Genomic DNA, 16986 nt, shown 5'->3' with positions numbered 1-16986 from the left:
CCCGAACTTAGGTTCCGGGTCCTCGCAAGTCAAAGAAAGGAAACGGCAAAGACCGCTTCGTCGATCTCTGAGACATGACTCCGGCCACAGAGTTCCCCCGGGGACGGAGGAATTCGCTGGGCGAGACTGCGGGCGGGGTCTTTCGGGGAAGGCGCCGGTCCTATTTCTTCATCCGCTTCAGGAGCGCCTTGAAGCGCGGCTCGTTGCGCAGCGGGTCGAGGTCGCCGTCGTGCTCGATCCATTGCTTCTGCGCGAACCCGGCGTCGACGGCCTGCTCCAGAAGATCGACCGCCTTCTGGAAGCGCCGGGCGTTCGCGTACAGGCAGGCGACGTTGTAGAGCGTGGCCTGGTCGTGCGGGTCGATCGCCAGGGCGCGCTCGCCCCAGCTCAGCGCCTCCTCGGTTCGACCCAGCGCCAGCAGGTCGCTCGAACCCATGTAGATCGCCCGGACGTCGTCCGGGTTCGACTCGAGCTGGCGCTTGATCGCCGCAAGGCACCGCTCGTGCGTCGCGAGGGCGTCCGTGGGCCGGTGCAGCGCATTGAAGACCACTGCCAGGAGCGACAGTGACTGGTAGTCCTCCGGGCGGAGATCCGCCGCCAGCTCGAACAGCTGCGCCGCCTTCTCGAGCTTCCCCTCTATCCAGCAGGTGCGGGCGTAGAAATAGGGGGCCTCGTAGAGCTTCGGATCCAGCCGCATCGCCGTCTCGAACTCCTGCTCTGCCTCGGCGTACGACTTGCCCAACGACAGGGCGTTGCCTCGCGAGGCGTGCGCCTCGGCCAGGTCCGGGGCCAGCTCCAGCGCCTTGGCGCTGGCGCCGCGCGCCTCTTCCAGATTCTTCTCGCTGCTGTCTGCGAAATTGTAGAGCATGGCGGAGGCGTCGGCGACCCCCGCGTAGGCCAGGGCGTAGCGCGCATCGATCTCGATCGCCCGCGAGAACATGGCCCGGGCCGACTCCCAGTTCTTCCGGCCGGCCAGGTAGAACAGCTTGCGGCCGCGCAGGTAGTAGTCGTAGGCCTGGACGTCGCTGGTCGGCGCCTTCTGCAGCGCCTGCTGCTCGGTCGGCGTGAGCGTCAGCTGCAGGGCCCGCACGATGCTCCGGGAGATTTCGTCCTGGATGGCGAACACGTCTTTCATCTGCCGGTCGTAGCTCTCCGACCACAGGTGGTAGCCATCCGCCACGTTGATGAGCTGCGCCGTGATCCGCAGCGTGTCGCCCGACTTGCGGACGCTCCCTTCGACCACGGCGTCGACACCGAGCTTCTCGCCTATCTCCTGCACCGTCATCTTCTTTCCCTTCAGCGCGAACACCGAGGTCCGCGCCGGCACGTTCAGCCCCTTCACCTTGACGAGCGCGTTGATCAGCTCTTCGGTGATGCCGTCGCTGAAGTATTCGTTCTCCTTGTCGTCGCTCATGTTGTCGAACGGCAGGATGGCGATGGAGGCGGGAGACGCGCCGCCACGCGGCGCCGGGGGACCGCTCCGGCCGCGGACAAGAAGCGCGAGGCCGATCGCGATGACGGCCAGCGCCGCCACACCCGCGACGACGTAGCTGGACGCGCGCCGGCCGCCCGCCCTGGCGTCCCCGCCCGCGGGCGACGGCTCCTGGCGCGATGCGCCACCGGTCGGGCCCGCGACATCCGCCGTCTCGCGCAGCTCCTCCAGCTCGTTGCGCACATCCAGCGCCGACTGGTGGCGCCTTCTGGGATCCTTCTCCAGGCAGCGCCGCACGATCCGGCCGAGCAGGTCGGGAAGACCGCGGCGCAGCTCGACGATCGGCCGGGGCGTGTCCCGCAGGATCGACGACGACACTTCCGCCGGGCTCCCGCCCTTGAACGGGCGTTCTCCCGTCGCCATCTCGTACAGGATGATCCCGAGAGAGAAGATGTCCGAGCGCTGGTCCGGCTCCTTCCCCTGCAGCTGCTCGGGTGACATGTAAGGGACCGTCCCGCTCGGGCCCGATTCCGGCCTCACGGTCCGCGTCGGCTCCGACTCGGCCGGCGCTCCCTGCTTCCACAGCTTCGCCAGGCCGAAGTCGAGGACCTTCACCCTCGCTTCGCGTGTGACCATCACGTTGGCCGGCTTCAGGTCCCGGTGCACGATCCCCTTCTCGTGCGCCGCGCTCAGCGCCTCCGCCAGCGGCACCGCGACGTCGAAGAAGTCCCCGAGGGGCATTCCGCCCCGCCGGATCGACGCGTCGAGCGTCGCCCCCTCGATCAGCTCCATCGTCAGGAAGTGGACTCCGTCCGCCTCCTCCACGGAATGGATCGTCACGATGTTCGGATGGTTCAGGGCGGCGACCGCCCGCGCCTCCTGCTGGAACCACCGCAGCCGCTCCCCGTCCGCCGCCACGCCCGGCGGCAGCGTCTTCAGCGCGACGTGCCGCCCCAGGCTCACGTCCAGCGCCTCGAACACCACACCCATCCCGCCCTGCCCAATCTCCTTGACCAGGCGGTAGTGCGACAGTGTCTGTCCGGGCTTCAGGTCCATGTGCGGATATGGCCGGGTTTCGAACGGAGCCGGCGATGGCGCGCCCCGGATCTTACGACAGAGAGCGCACAAGCGCTATGATCAGGGGCCCCGTCGGAAAGACTCGGAGCGGCCGTGCGCCAGCCCAGGACGATCGTCTTTTTTCCCGAGGCCGCCTTCGGCCCCGCATTGAACTGCGTCGGCATCGCCCAGGCCTGCCGCGACCTCGGTCACCGGCCGGTGTTCGTCGCCGACCGATCGTTCGCGGGGGTGTTCTCGAAATACGGGTTCGAAGAGCGCCTGGTGGCGATGTCCGAGCCGATGGACGCGCTCCGGGTCAGCCAGTTCTGGAAGGACTTCATCGCCTCGCACCTGCCGCACTTCCGGCTCCCTCCGATCGAGCAGATCGCCACCTACGTCGTGCCGGTGTGGGAGGCGGTGGTGGACAGCGCCGTCTACGTCGAGCGCGAGCTGCGGCAGGTCCTGCAGGAGATCCGGCCCGATCTGGTCTGCGTCGACAACATCATATTGTTTCCGGCGATCGCCCGGGCCGGCTGCCCGTGGATCCGGATCATCTCGTGCAGCGAGAACGAGATCCCCGACCCCGACATCCCGCCGCATTTGTCCGGATGCGGTGCCGCCGACCGCCGCTGCAGCGAGGCGTTCGAGGCCGAGTTCCAGCGCCTCATCCGGCCGTGCCACGATCGTTTCAACGGCTTCCTGGTCTCGCTCGACCTGTCGTCCTACCCGCCCGGGCAGTTCTTCGAGACCTCGCCGCACCTGAATCTGCTGCTCTATCCGGAGCCGCTCGCCTACAGGCGCCGGTATCCTCTTGATCCCGCCCGCTTCCAGTACCTCGAGGGATGCGTGCGGGGAGAAGGGGAGTACGTGGTCCCGCGGTTCGCGCGGCACGACGACCGGCCGCTCCTCTACGTAAGCTTCGGCAGCCTGGGTGCGGCCGATGTCGATCTCTACAAGCGATTGATCCTCCTTCTAGGCAGGCTGCCGTACCGCGCGCTCGTGAGCGTCGGGGACTACCTCCCCGCCTACACCAATCTGCCGGGGAACGTCCGCGTCGAGGCATTCTTCCCGCAGCCCGCGGTGCTGCCGCACTCCGACGTCGTCGTGCACCACGGCGGCAACAACACCTTCAACGAGGCGCTCTACTTCGGAAAACCGTCGCTCATCCTGCCGTTCTGCTGGGACGGACTCGACAACGCCACGCGCGTCCAGGAGACCGGCTACGGTCTCCGCCTGCCGCGCTACACCTGGACCGACGCCGGGCTGGTCGCGGCGATCGAGACCCTGCTCGCCGACACGGCGATGCAGGACCGCCTCCATAGTCTGAGCGCCCACATGCAGGCAGCCGACGGCCGCACGAAGGCGGCGCGGCTGATCGACGGGCTCGTGCGGCAGAGAGAGTAGAATGGATCGGTCATGAAGCCCGAAAAGTTTGTTGGTCTTTTGGGAGAGGTCAGGGCGTCCGCGATCCTGAGATGTTCCTCGCGCGACAGCGCCGTCTCCGCCATGGAGGCGGCGGTGCGCGGCGGCTTCCGGATCGTCGAGTTCACCCTGACGATCCCGGGGGCGCTCGACCTGGTCGAGGAATTCTCCAGCCGCCCGGACCTGATCGTCGGCGCCGGTACCGTCCTCACGAGCGACGAGGCCCGCACCGCCGTGAAGCGCGGGGCGCGGTTCCTGGTGTCGCCCGTCATGGACCCGCAGGTGATCTCCACCGGGCTGTCCGAGGGAGTCGCCGTCATCCCGGGCTGCCACACGCCGACCGAGATGCTCGCCGCGCACCGGGCCGGCGCTCCCCTGCAGAAGCTCTTCCCCGCCCCCGGCAACGGGCCCGCCTACGTGCGCGCCTGTCTCGGCCCGCTGCCGTTTCTGAAGATCGTCCCGACCCAGGGTGTCGACGCGGCCAATGCGCGCGCCTGGCTCGACGCGGGTGCCTACGCCCTCGGATTCACGCACGCCCTGTTCGACGCCGACGACCTCAAGGCCGGCCGCTTCGAACGGATCGAGGAGCGCGCCCGCGCCCTGCTCGCCGCGGTGCGCTGACGGTCCGCAGCCAGTCGCTCATGAGACTCTTGATCTGCGTCTGGTAACGCACTCCCGCGAGCCGGCATCCCTGCTTGAAGGCATCCAGGAGCGCCTGCGGCACCTTGAGGCTGATCAGCCGGCTCAAGAGGGGCTCTCCCCCGCGGAGCAGACGGAAATTCTCCAGGAACTCGACGATCTCGTCCGGCGACATCTCCCGGCAGCGCGCCAGGTACTCGTCCGAAAAGTACTGCACGGGCCTGCCGGGGGCCCCCTTCATCGGAGTCTCCGCAGCGCCTCGACGTCCTCGAGATCCTGCGGCCTGCCGCTCGATCGTTTCATCCTTATCAGGTCCTCGATGGAAGCGACGCGCACGGTCTGACCCCTGACCCTGATCCTTCTGACCTTCATCCTCGCAAGGTCTTCGGTGAGGATTACATCCACGATCTCCGAGGGGAGCGCCGGGTTGACGAAGGACCACGCCGTCAGGCTGCGGTTCCGGATGTACTCCTCCCTGTAACGGAAGACTTCGGACGCTGTGACCGGCAGCCTGGGGTGGAGCCCCAGGGACAAGAGTGCGCGCTCGGCCCGCAGGAAATCACCCTCGCGCAACCGGATCACCAGGTCGACATCGACCGTGCCCCGCACGGCACCGTGCAGGGCGACTGCGTAGCCACCCACCAGGGCGTACGGCACGCGGGTGCGATGGAACGCCCGGGCGACGCGCAGCAGCAGCATGGTATATACCAATATATACTCATCGTCACGTCCCCCGCAAGGCCTGCAGGAGCCTCGGTCGCCCCCCGGTCCGGTGTCCCCGCGCCCTGAGGCGTCCCTCCCGGGCTGGATCGAACGGCGCGAGGCAGGATATCCTCCCGCCGCCATGCCGCTGACACCGGGCACGAAGCTCGGCCCCTACGAGATCCTCGGCCCGCTCGGCGCCGGGGGGATGGGGGAGGTCTACCGCGCCCGCGACGCGCGTCTGTCGCGCGAGGTGGCGGTGAAAGTGCTGCCGGCCTCGTTCGTCGCCGATCCCGAGAGGCTACGCCGTTTCGAGCAGGAGGGGCGCGCCACCGGTCAGCTCAACCACCCGAACATCCTCGCCGTGTTCGACACGGGGACCCACGAAGGGACCCCCTACGTCGTGGCGGAGCTGCTCGAAGGCACGACCCTCCGGGTCCGGCTGGCCGGCGGATCGCTTCCCGTCCGCAAGACGGTGGACTACGCGCGGCAGATCGCGCAGGGGCTGGCGGCGGCGCACCAGAAGGGGATCGTCCACCGCGATCTCAAGCCGGAAAACCTGTTCCTCACCACCGACGGGCGGATCAAGATCCTCGATTTCGGCCTGGCGAAGCTCGAGCGGTCCGAGGACTCCGCCGCGGCGCTGACCCAGACGCCGACGCGCGCCGACACCGGAACCGGGGTCGTGCTCGGGACGGCCGGCTACATGTCCCCCGAGCAGGTGCGCGGCCTGCCCGCCGACCAGCGCTCCGACATCTTCAGCTTCGGCTGCATCCTGTACGAGATGCTGTCCGGGCAAAGGGCCTTCGCGGCCACCTCCTCGATCGAGACGATGAACGCCATCCTCAAGGAGGACCCGCCCGAGATCGCGCGTCTCAACCGCGACGTCCCGCCGGGGCTCGAGCGGATCGTGCAGCACTGCCTCGAGAAGAACCCCGACGAACGGTTCCAGTCGGCGCGCGACCTGGCGTTCGACCTCGAGTCGCTGTCGGGGACTCCGGCCCCGGCCGCGCTGCGTCAGGGGGTGCGGCCGGGCTACCGCCTGCCGCGCGCGCGATTCGTCCTCGCTCTCGGGCTTGGTGTGCTCTCCCTGGCTGCCGCTTATTACGCCGGTCTCAGGACGCGGACGCCCGCGGCAGCCGCGACCTACAGCCAGATGACCTTCCGCCAGGGAAGCATCTTCTCGGCGCGCTTCTCGCCGGACGGCGGGACGGTCATCTACTCCGCCTCCTGGGACGGCCATCCGGCCGAGCTGTTCTCGACCCGCCCCGGCAGCCCCGAATCGAGAGCGCTCGGCCTGCCGTCCGGCGAGATCCTCTCCGTGTCCGCGTCGGGCGAGATGGCGCTCCTTCTCGACCCGCGCTTCACGACCGGGTGGATGCGCTCCGGCACGCTGGCGCGGGCCCCCTTGTCCGGTGGCGTCCCCCGCCAGGTGCTGAGCGACGTCCAGGACGCCGACTGGTCGCCCGATGGACAGGGCCTCGCCGTGGCGCGCACGGTCAGCGGGCGTTATCGCCTGGAGTACCCGGCCGGCAAGGTGTTATACGAGACGGAGACCTGGCTCAGCTCGCCCCGCTTCTCGCGCGACGGCAAGCGCATCGCCTTCATCGATCACCCGTCCTTCGGAGACGACCGCGGACGCGTCGCCGTGGTCGACCTGTCGGGCCAGGTCCGGTTCCTGACCGAGGCGTTTCCCTCCACGGCGGGCCTCGCGTGGTCCCCCTCGGACGACGAAATCTGGGTGAGCGTCTGCCCGATTGGCTCTCGACATTCTCTGTACGGTGTCGACCTCCAGGGGCGCACGCGGGTCGTCGACGCCGCACCGGGGGACATTTCCGTTGCGGACGTCTCGGCGTCCGGCAAAGCGCTGGTCGTGCGCAACGACGGCCGGCGCGGCATTCTCGGGACGCGCCCGGGTGATGAGACCGAGCGGGACCTCTCCTGGCTCGACTGGTCGCGCCCGGGCGACCTCTCCAGGGACGGCCGCTGGGTCTTGTTCGAAGAGGAGGGCCAGGGCGCGGGGCCCGATTATTCCGTCTACCTGAGGAACACCGACGGTTCCCCCGCCGTACGGCTGGGGGACGGTGCGGCGGCTGCCCTTTCGGATGACGGGCAATGGGCCGCGACCTTCTCGCTCGGCGAAACCGACAGGATCGACTTTGTGCCGCGCGGCGCGGGTGAGGCGCGCACCCTGCGTCTTCCGGGATTCGCGATCCTCACGGTCCGCTGGTTCCCGGACGGCAGGCGGCTCCTGGTCACGGCTTCCGAGAAGGGTCACCTGCAGCGGCAGTACGTCATGGAGGGGGAGGGCGGGACCCCGAAACCGATCACACCCGAGGGGGCCGGCTACGCCGGAGCCGTCACTCCGGACGGTGCATCCGTGGCGGCGGCGATCAACGGCGGTCCACTTCAGATCTTTCCGGTTGGAGGAGGTGAGCCCCGGCCCATCGCCGTTTCCCTGTCCGGCGACTTCCCGGTGATGTGGAGCCAGGACGGGCGCTCGCTCTTCGTCTTCACCCGGACGCCGCCCGGAGTCCGGGTCGACCGCCTTGACCCGGCCACGGGCCGAAGGACCGCCTGGAAGACCCTCATGCCCGCCGACAAGGCGGGACTGGTCGACACATCATTCGTGTTTCTGTCCGGCGACGCCCGCACGTATGTGTACAGCTACCGTCGGTTCCTCTCGACGCTCTTCCTCGTCGAAGGATTGCGCTGAGAGAGATAGCGCCGCCCTCAGTTCGCGAACAGGTTCTTCACCACGAACAGGACGTTCGCGGGCCGCTCGGCCAGCCGGCGCATGTACCACGGGAACCAGGCGTCGCCGTAGCTGATCAGCACCCGGAACCGGTGCCCCGCGGCGGCGAGACGCGTCTGCTCGTCACGCCTGATCCCGTAGAGCATCTGGAACTCCAGCTGCTGCGGTCTGAGGTTCGCCTCCCGCCCCGCCTTCTCGATACGCCTGATGAGGACCGGATCGTGCGTGCCGAAGATCGGCCGGACGCCGGCCTGGCGGGCGTCGCGACCGAGAAGCCGGGTGGCCAGGGAGAAGTAGTTCGCGTCCACGTCGCGCTTGCTCGGGTACGCCCGGTCGGGCGGCTCCCGGTACGCCCCCTTGACGAGACGGAGTCCCCCGCCCAGGGGAATGAGCGTCTTCAGATCCTGCTCCGTGCGGCGCAGGTACGCCTGCACGCAGACGCCGACGTTCGCGAAGCGCGCCCGCGCGCGCCTGTACATGTCGAGCGTTGAGTCGGTGTAGGCGCTCGACTCCATGTCGATCCACACCCAGGTCGCGCTCGCGGCCGCGCGCTCGAGGAGAGTCATGAGACCGGTTTCGCAGGCGGCGGGTCCGAGGTCGAGCCCCAGCTGGGTGAGCTTGACCGAGATCTCGGCGTCGAGGGCCGCCTCCTTGGAACGCGCCAGGACCTCGAGGTAATGGCGCGCGACCTGCTGCGCCTCTTTGAGGTCTTTCACATTCTCCCCGAGGTAGGTCAAGACCGAACCGATCCCCTTCGGCTTCAGGTCGTTCGCCGCGGCGAGGGCCGCGTTCAGATCCTCCCCCGGCATGAAGCGGGAGACGGCCCTGTGGACGAACCGGTACTTGACGGCCCGCTCGCGCAGCCAGCGGCTCTGCGATCCTGCGAGAAACGCACTCCGCATCAGACCCATGGGACGCGATGATAAGCAAACCGATGCGTCGCTGTCCACAGGCCGCACGCCGGCGCCTCGCGCGCGTCAGAAACCCGTCGGCGAATTCGCGTGCCTCCCTCGATCCCAACATCTATATTCCAACGAGATCGCCGCCACTCGCGACGAGGCGGCCACGACGTCCGGAGACCGGATTCGAGGAGATCAAATATGAAGATGAAGCTGTGGGGGATCGGGATCGTCCTTGTCGGCTGCGCCGCCGCGATCGGCTGCGTCACGACCTACCCGTATCATCAGACAGTCTCCATGGGGCAGCCTTCTCCCGTCGCCGAGCCGGCGGGCGGATCGGACGAGCCCTTCTACGACGATCTGGCTCCGTATGGCCGGTGGGTCCAGGTCTCGGGCCCCGGCTGGGTCTGGTCGCCCTACGGCGTCCAGGCCGATTGGCGTCCGTACCAGCTCGGCCACTGGGTGTTCACCGACTACGGCTGGACCTGGTCGTCCGACGAGCAGTGGGGCTGGGCGGTCTACCACTATGGTCGCTGGAACCAGGACCCGTCCTACGGCTGGGTCTGGGTCCCGGGCACCGAGTGGGGCCCCGCCTGGGTCGCCTGGCACGAAGGGGGCGGCTACGTCGGCTGGGCGCCGCTTCCCTGGCAGGTCCGCGTCCAGGCCGGCATCCAGCTCGACTGGGCCAGCCTCAACGTCACGATAGCGCCGTCCTCCTGGTGCTTCACCAGCTCGCGCTACCTGGTCGACCCCGGACTTCGCTCACGCATCGTCCCCACGTCGCGCAACGTCACCCTCATCCAGGTCACCAGGAACGTGACCAACTACACCTACATCGACAACCGCGTCGTCAATAACGGAGTGCAGGTCGAAAGGATCGGCCGGGCGGCGGGGCACACGATTCCGCGCTACCACATCTCCGAGTCGGACGATGTCGCGACACCGCGCGGCGGCAAGGTGAGAGGGAGCGACTTCGTCGTGTTCCGCCACGATCCACCCCGCGGCCGCAACTCCCAGGGGCGCACCGATCCGCCGGGGCACGATGAGGACCGTTACCGGCAGCGCGATTACCGCACGCGCGATTCGCGCCCCGAGCCGCCGGCGCCCCCCTCGGCTCCGCCCGCGACCAACACGCAGACGCCCCCGCCACCCGAGCCTCCCTCGACGAACCGCGGGCAGGACAGGCAGGGGCGCGGACGCGAGGAGTACCCGGAACGCGGGCGACCGCGCCGCTCGCCGCAGGAGGCCCCACCCCCCGCGCCACCCGCACCCCCCTCGGCGCCGGGCCAGCCGCCGGCCGTGACGAACCAGCCGTCCGGGCCGGACGCCCCACCCGCCCCGCCCGCCCAGACCCGTCCGGGGAATTCATCCCCCGGCGATCAGCGCGGCGTCACGACGCCGCCGGGCCGATCGGAGCCGCCGAAGGGGCAGGTCGAGAAGGACAACGGGAACGACAAGGGGAAGGCGGCCCGTGAGGCGGACGCGAGGGGCCACAAGCCGAAGCAGGACGCGCCAAAGAAGGATGACGGAAAGGACTCCGACGAGAAGAAGAAGGACAAGCCGGACTCCAATCCATAGATTTCCGACGTAAAACAGGAACCCCGCCCGCGGGCCGCGAGGCCACGGGCGGGGTTTTTTGCGCCTACCAGACGTCGCACCTCGCCACCGCCCCGCGGGCCATCGGCGCTCCGTCCATGCAGGCGAACGCCTCCTGGAACGCCGCCAGGTTCGAGACCGGCCCGATGACGCGGTACTTGGCGATCGGATGCGGATCGCTCTGCACCATCAGACGCTGCGTCTCGGGACGGATCTCGTCGCCGCGGAACTGACCCCAGGCGACGAAGAACTGCTGCTCCGGCGTGAATCCGTCGAGGGCCGCGGCGGGCGGCTTGCCGCGCTGCGAGATCTCGTAGGCGAGGTGGGCGATCTTCGCGCCGGCCAGGTCGCCGATCGATTCCCCCAGCACCAGCCGGCCGTTGTGGTGGATGTTCGGTTCGATGAAATACCCCTCGAACTGGTCCACGACGCACTGCGTGCGCTCCTGGAACTTTTTCAGGTCCTCCGGCGTCCACCAGTTCGACAGCCGTCCCTGCGCGTCGTACTGCGAGCCCTGGTCGTCGAAGCCGTGGCTGATCTCGTGCCCGATCACGACGCCGATGGCGCCGTAGTTCACCGCGTCTACCGCGTTCATGTCGAAGGCCGGCGGCTGCAGGATGCCGGCGGGAAAGACGATCTCGTTCAGGAGCGGATTGTAATAAGCGTCCGAGGTCGGCGGCGTGATCCCCCAGCGGCCGCGGTCCACCGGCTTGCCGATCTGCGCCCAGTCGTCCCGCACGGCGAACTTCCGGCCGGCGACCACGTTCGACCAGTGGGCGTCGCGGCGGATCTCGACCTTGCTGTAGTCCTTCCACCTGTCGGGGTAGCCGATCTTCGGATTGAAGGTCGCGAGCTTCTCCAGCGCCTTCTTCTTGGTATCGGAGCCCATCCAGGCCAGTCCGTCGATGGTCTCGTGCATCGCGGCCAGGAGGTTCTTCACCAGCTCCTGCATGCGCGTCTTGGCGGCCGGCGGGAAGTAGCGCTCGACGTACTTCTTCCCCAGCGCCTCGCCCAGGCCGGCGTCGGTCGATTCGACGCAGCGCTTCCAGCGCGGCTTGATCTCGCTTGCACCGCTCAGGTACTTGCCGAAGAACGCGTAGTCCTCCTCGACGAACGGGGCCGACAGCGCGGGCGCCGCCGCGTTGATGAGCTGCCATTTCAGGTAGACCTTCCACTCCGGCAGCGGGGTCGAGGCGATCTGGCGGTCGACCTCCTGCAGGAACTTCGGCTCCCGGACATTGAGGTCGGTCTTCGACAGTCCCCCCTTCGTGAAGTAGGCGTTCCAGTCGAAATGCGGCGCGAGCTTCTTGAGATCGGCGAAGCTCGTCGTGTGATCGGTCGCCTGCGGATCGCGCAGCGCCACGTTGTCGAGCGAGGCTTCGGCCAGCTTCTTCTCGAAGCCGAACACGCTCTCCGACGCGGACTTCGCCCTGGCCTCGTCGGATCCCGCCAGCACGAACATCCGGGCGACGTGCGCTCGGTACTTGTCGCGGGCCTCCTTGAACCGGTCTTCCTCTTTCAAGTAATAATCCCGGTTCGGCAGGCCGAGCCCCGAGGCGTAGAGGTTGGCGACGACCCGGGTCGGGTCGTGATTGTCCGGGTTCGACGCCAGCCCGAACGGGACGAAGATCTGCATCTCGTGGAAGCGCGCGATCATCCTCTGGACGTCCCCCGGCCCCTTCATGGCGTCGATGTCGGCCAGAAGCGGCTTGATCGGCGTCAGCCCCAGCGCGTCGATGCGCGTCTGGTCCATGCACGCGCCGTAGTAGGCGGCGATCTGCTGCTCGACGCTCCCTCTCGTCCAGTCCTTCCTGACGGAGACCTCGTCGAGGATCGTCTTCAGCTGGTCCTTGGCCGTCTCCCCCGCCGCCCAGCGCCGGCTCCAGCGCGTCATCGAGGGGGGGATCGGATTGGCGGCGCGCCAGGCGCCGTTCGCATAGTCGTAGAAGTCGCCGCACGGATCGATGCTTCGATCCATGTCCGACACGTACACGCCGCGCAGATGATCCGTGTCGCCGAACGCCGGCAGGCACACAAGCGCCAGAAGCAGCAAGACCCTCGTGCTTCGCATGTCGATCCTTCCCCTGAATGGATGGTTCGCCGGCCCGGCAGGTGGACGCGGCCTCTTCCGTTCCGGGCGCATTCTGGCCCAACTCCGTTGCGGAGACAACCCTCGCGCGCAGAAAGAGGTGGACACCGGCCGATCGTGGGCGTATAGGGAACACCATTCCGGAGGCAGCATGCCGCACCCGCTTCCTGCCCGTGTCATCTTGTTGTTGTTGTTCCTGGTCGCTCTCTGCGTCGCCGGCACCGCCCTGGCCGCTCCCAACGAAATCTTCAAGGTGCTCCCCCCCTTTCCGGACACCTTCTATTCGACCGGCCTGGCCGCTGCCGACTTCGATCGCGACGGGAAGAACGACCTGGCGATCTCGAACACGTACGGGGGGGAAGTCTGGATCTACTCGGGACACGGCGACGGCACGTTCGAGCTGCGCACGCGGCTGCAGAGCGGCGCGGCTCCCGGCGAGATGCTGTCCGGCGATTTCAACTCGGACGGCCTGCCGGACCTGTCGGTGGTGAACGGCGAGGTCAACGGTCTGTCGGTGTTTCTCGGCACCCCCGACGGCCAGTTCCGCACCCTCGGTCGCATGTCGCTGGGGGACCCGGCCACGTCCCTCGCGAGCGGCGACTTCAACTCGGACGGCAGACTGGACCTGGCCGTCGTCAGCAGCCCCCAGAGCTTCGGCACCGGGACGGTCTCGATCCTGCTCGGCCGCGGCGACGGGACGTTCTCGGTGGCCGACGACCACGCGGTCGGGTACAACCCTGTCGGCGTGGCCGTGGGCGATTTCAACCGGGACGGGCGAAGCGATCTGGCCGTCGGCGGTGGCTTCATGGGCCAGGTCTTCGTCTATCTGGGTCAGGGGGACGGCACCTTCGCCTTCTCCCGCGGTTACGGCGACGGAGATCCGCCTCTGGACATCGTCGTCGGCGACTGGGACGAGAACGGCACGCAGGATCTCGCCGTCGCGGACACAGGCGACGTCCTGATTCTTTCAGGCCGGGGGGACGGGACCTTCCGCGAGAGCGCGATCCTCGAGGCCGGTATCAGGCCGGTGAATCTCGTCGTCACCGATCCCAACCTGGACGGCAATCTCGATCTGGCGGTTACGAGCGCTGTCAGCGGTGAAATCTCCCTCCTTCCGGGCCGCGGAAACGGCTCGTTCGCCCTGCCCGTGCGCATCCGGACAGGGGCCGATCCGGTTCGCGCTGTCGTCGCCGACTTCAACGGCGACGGGGCCCCCGACCTGGCCGCCTCCGGCTTTCTGTCGCACAGCGTGAGCGTAATGCTCGACCTCGTCACCTCCTTCGATTTCGACGGCGACGGCGTGCCGAATGGCATCGATACGTGCACCGACAGCGACGGCGACGGCCTGGGGGACAGCAGCTTTCCGATCAACATCTGCTCGGACGACAACTGCAGCGCCGACTTTGGAGACACCTGCCAGCCGCTCCTGGGTTCGGCGGAGGTGCAGGAGGACGGCGGAGAGAATCTCGAGGTTTCGGTCCTCGTCCGGGATCCGCAGGACGACCCGCTCCAGGGAACGCTGCGCATCTATCCGACCAAGCCACCCCAGACCCTGCTCCAGGATCTGTACCGCCTGCCCGGCTGCAACCAGGGGTTCCTCTTCCCCGATCGGCGTGGCGGCGTGGCCTATTCCTATGGCTTCTACGGAGCGCCGATGCTCCTCGACTATTTCTCCGCGACGACCCAGATCGGGTTGAGCTGCGGCGCAACCGAAAGATACCTGCTCCGCCTGGGAGCCTGCTCCGAGCCCTCGTCTTCGGGGGCGACGGGACTCAATCTCTTCGGCGTGCCGCTGCCGATCCAGGTCTGCGCCATCAACGACGTGAACCGCGACGACCGCTTCGACCTTCTGGTCAACTACTTCGATCTCAGCCTGGTCCAGTTCACGACACCCGCGGGGCCGGTCTACGAGTTCCCATTCACGGCGGGTCTTCCGAAGAGCATCCCTCTTCCACCGCTGAACGACCAGGACCGGCACCATCTGGACATCCATCTCACCGACGGCACGACACCTCCGGTCGGGACCGAAGGGGACTTCTTCACCCACGGCGAACGCTACATGACCCTGATCAACCAGGGGCGCGCGGGCGACCGCGACGAAGACGGGCTCCCCGATGCCACCGACACCTGCACCGACACGGACGGGGACGGTCTCGGCAACCCGGGTTTCCCGGCCAACCTCTGCCCCACCGACAACTGTCCGTTCAAACAGAATCCCCTGCAGACCGACCAGGATCACGACGGCGTCGGCGACGCCTGCGACGACTGCCCCTCCCTGTCCGACCCGGACCAGCCGGATGCGGACAGGGACGGCGCGGGAGATCTCTGCGACAACTGCCCCGCGACACTCAATCCCGGGCAGGAGGACGAGGACACGGACGGCCGGGGGGATGCCTGCGACAACTGCCCCTCGATCGCGAACCCGGCGCAGGAGGACAACGACGGCGACGGCGCGGGGGATGCCTGCCAGCCGGGACTGACCCTTCAGGACATTCTCCAGGACGGCGGCGACGTCCTGGAAGTCTTCGCCTTCGCGAAGGACCCGCAGGGACTCCTTCTCTCAGGCTCGGTGGAGATCGATTCCTACCGCGAAATCGGCATCCCCAACCGGGCCCAGTTCACGAACCCTTGCAGCCAGTCGGGGTACACCGGACGAATCCAGGGGGAGGGCCTCGGCTTCTCGTTCGACGCGAGCGGTGCTTTCGCGTTCGACCTGGACTCTCGCTACGCCTGTCACGACGGGCAGGCCGACACTCTGATCGCCCGCGGCACCTGCCACCACCCCGAGTCTCCGTTCGTCCCGTCTCTCGATCTGGCCGGCGTGACTTATCCCGCCCGAATCTGCGCCCGCAACATCAAGATCCCCGCCGATTCCTCGGATCTCCTGCTGCTCGGCGCCACCGTCGACGGTCTCCAGGCATCGGTCCCCTATGATTTGGCCTTGAGCGTGCCGTACGAAGACAGCCCCGGCCTCCCGGCCGATCTGGACATCTCGTCGCTCGTCCCAGGTCGGATCTACGAGCTCTACCTCATGGCCGACAACGGAACGACTCTCCCCGCGACGCGGTTCGGGCCCTTCCTCCACCAGGGGGAGTCGCGCATGACGATAGGCCCGCTGCCGGCCCCGACGTGCGTGATCCAGGCCCCCTCGAGCGTGGAATGCCAGGCCGCCGGCGCGTCCACCGTCACGCTCGACGGCAGCCTCTCCGGCCCGCCCGGCTCCGGAGCGGTCATCACCTCCTACGACTGGTTCACCAATTTCGGCCAGCCGACCGAGCGTCTTCTGGGCAGCGGCCCCGTCCTCCAGGCGGCCCTGCCGCTGGGCCCGAACGCGGTCACGCTGCGGGTCACCGGTCTCGGCGGCGCGACCTCCACCGGAACCGTCGCGATCACGGTAAGGGACACGGCCCCGCCGGTGCTGACCCTCGCGGCCGACCCGGCGCTCCTCTGGCCGCCCAATCACCGCCTCGTTCCCGTGCGGGCGGTCTGGCAGGTGGCCGATCGATGCGATCCCTCCCCCCGCGCGCGCCTGGTCGATGTGCAGAGCAGCGAGCCGGACGACGCGCCGGGCGAGGGGGACGGGCGGACGACCGGCGACATCGCCCTGACCGGAGAGACCGGCCTCCTGCTGCGCGCGGAGCGATCGGCCGACGGAACGGGGCGGACGTACCAGATCATCTATGCAGCGACGGACGCATCGGGCAACGGCAGCTCGGCCCTGGCGGTCGTGACGGTGCCGCACGATCTCGGCAACGGTCCAGAGCCGGTGCAGCTGCGGCTCGCCCCCGGAGGGCCAGCCGGGCTGGTGCAGGTCTATTGGAACCAGGTGCCGGGGGCGCTTTCGTACGATCTCCTCTCGGGAGACGTGGGAAGCCTCGCCGTCGGCGGCTCCCGGATCACGCTCGGCTCGGTGAGTCTGCTGGCGCGCTCCATGTCCGGGACCGCGTGGGAGGAAGACTTCGCGCAGCCCAGGCCCGCGCCGGGCCGGGCCCTCTTCTACCTCGTGCAGTACCACGACTCTGCCGGCGCAAGCGGCTACGGGACGGAAGGCGTGCCGCTGCCGGGCGAGCCGGAGCCTTACGCCGAACCGGCTGCGGCGGCCGGTCCCGCCGGTCCGGACGGACCCCGAAAGAGATAGGAAAATGCCCGACAAGCGTGCGGATTGACCGGGGTGAGTCATGGGTCGATGGGCGGGCTGAGAGCGCCCCAGTCCTGCCTCCAGGCGAGGACCTCTTCAGGGCGGTACCGTCTCGGTGCGATGGCGACGGCCTGGGCCGGGGTGGTGCCGGTGCGGTTGGTGATGCCGCGGCAGAAGTTCGACCACAGCGTGGCGATGGCGAGGTGGGCCTGCAGCCACAGGCGTCTTTTGCTGACGCACCAGGTACGGCGCCGCAGG

At 68.3% G+C, this 16986-nt stretch carries 11 protein-coding genes; 5 read left to right on the top strand and 6 right to left on the bottom strand.

Going from position 1 to position 16986, the window contains the following annotated elements; translation table 11 throughout:
• Nucleotides 1–160 precede the first annotated feature (160 nt).
• The gene (locus VEW47_05510; GenBank protein ID HYS04633.1) at nt 161–2488 is read right to left on the bottom strand and encodes a protein kinase; all 2328 of its coding nucleotides are present in this window, start codon (nt 2486–2488) and stop codon (nt 161–163) included.
• Between the two features lie 114 nt (nt 2489–2602).
• Between VEW47_05510 and VEW47_05505 the strand changes: the two genes are divergently transcribed.
• Together VEW47_05505 and VEW47_05500 are read left to right on the top strand one after the other, a co-directional pair.
• The gene (locus VEW47_05505; GenBank protein ID HYS04632.1) at nt 2603–3892 is read left to right on the top strand and encodes a glycosyltransferase; all 1290 of its coding nucleotides are present in this window, start codon (nt 2603–2605) and stop codon (nt 3890–3892) included.
• 12 nt (nt 3893–3904) lie between these two features.
• Nucleotides 3905–4531, top strand: a complete 627-nt coding sequence (locus tag VEW47_05500; protein ID HYS04631.1) for a bifunctional 4-hydroxy-2-oxoglutarate aldolase/2-dehydro-3-deoxy-phosphogluconate aldolase — start codon at nt 3905–3907, stop codon at nt 4529–4531.
• On the opposite strand, the gene VEW47_05495 is transcribed toward VEW47_05500, so the two are convergent.
• Both VEW47_05495 and VEW47_05490 read right to left on the bottom strand, forming a co-directional pair.
• Nucleotides 4467–4790, bottom strand: a complete 324-nt coding sequence (locus tag VEW47_05495; GenBank protein ID HYS04630.1) for a hypothetical protein — start codon at nt 4788–4790, stop codon at nt 4467–4469. The two genes, VEW47_05500 and VEW47_05495, sit on opposite strands and share 65 nt — an antisense overlap.
• Nucleotides 4787–5248, bottom strand: a complete 462-nt coding sequence (locus tag VEW47_05490; GenBank protein ID HYS04629.1) for a hypothetical protein — start codon at nt 5246–5248, stop codon at nt 4787–4789. The genes VEW47_05495 and VEW47_05490 overlap by 4 nt, the downstream gene beginning before the upstream one ends.
• A gap of 145 nt (nt 5249–5393) precedes the next feature.
• Between VEW47_05490 and VEW47_05485 the strand changes: the two genes are divergently transcribed.
• Entirely contained in the window at nt 5394–7967 is a 2574-nt protein-coding gene (locus tag VEW47_05485) for a protein kinase (protein ID HYS04628.1), read from the top strand.
• Between the two features lie 17 nt (nt 7968–7984).
• Here the strand turns inward: VEW47_05485 and VEW47_05480 are convergent, their stop codons facing one another.
• Nucleotides 7985–8917: a proline dehydrogenase family protein gene (locus VEW47_05480; GenBank protein HYS04627.1), complete on the bottom strand. Its 933-nt coding sequence runs from the start codon at nt 8915–8917 to the stop codon at nt 7985–7987.
• Nucleotides 8918–9106: 189 nt separating this feature from the next.
• Here VEW47_05480 and VEW47_05475 point away from each other — a divergent pair, with 189 nt between their 5' ends.
• Nucleotides 9107–10483: a DUF6600 domain-containing protein gene (locus VEW47_05475; protein ID HYS04626.1), complete on the top strand. Its 1377-nt coding sequence runs from the start codon at nt 9107–9109 to the stop codon at nt 10481–10483.
• Between the two features lie 64 nt (nt 10484–10547).
• On the opposite strand, the gene VEW47_05470 is transcribed toward VEW47_05475, so the two are convergent.
• Entirely contained in the window at nt 10548–12572 is a 2025-nt protein-coding gene (locus tag VEW47_05470) for a M13 family metallopeptidase (protein ID HYS04625.1), read from the bottom strand.
• A gap of 169 nt (nt 12573–12741) precedes the next feature.
• On the opposite strand from VEW47_05470, the gene VEW47_05465 reads away from it, so the two are divergent.
• Nucleotides 12742–16728, top strand: a complete 3987-nt coding sequence (locus tag VEW47_05465) for an FG-GAP-like repeat-containing protein (protein HYS04624.1) — start codon at nt 12742–12744, stop codon at nt 16726–16728.
• Between the two features lie 38 nt (nt 16729–16766).
• Here the strand turns inward: VEW47_05465 and VEW47_05460 are convergent.
• Nucleotides 16767–16986 (bottom strand): hypothetical protein (locus VEW47_05460; protein HYS04623.1); only part of this gene is annotated, 220 nt, incomplete at its 5' end.

Source organism: Candidatus Dormiibacterota bacterium (assembly GCA_035635555.1).
Classification (GTDB): domain Bacteria; phylum Acidobacteriota; class Polarisedimenticolia; order Gp22-AA2; family Gp22-AA2; genus Gp22-AA3.
This window is presented reverse-complemented; position numbering and strand designations above follow the sequence as displayed.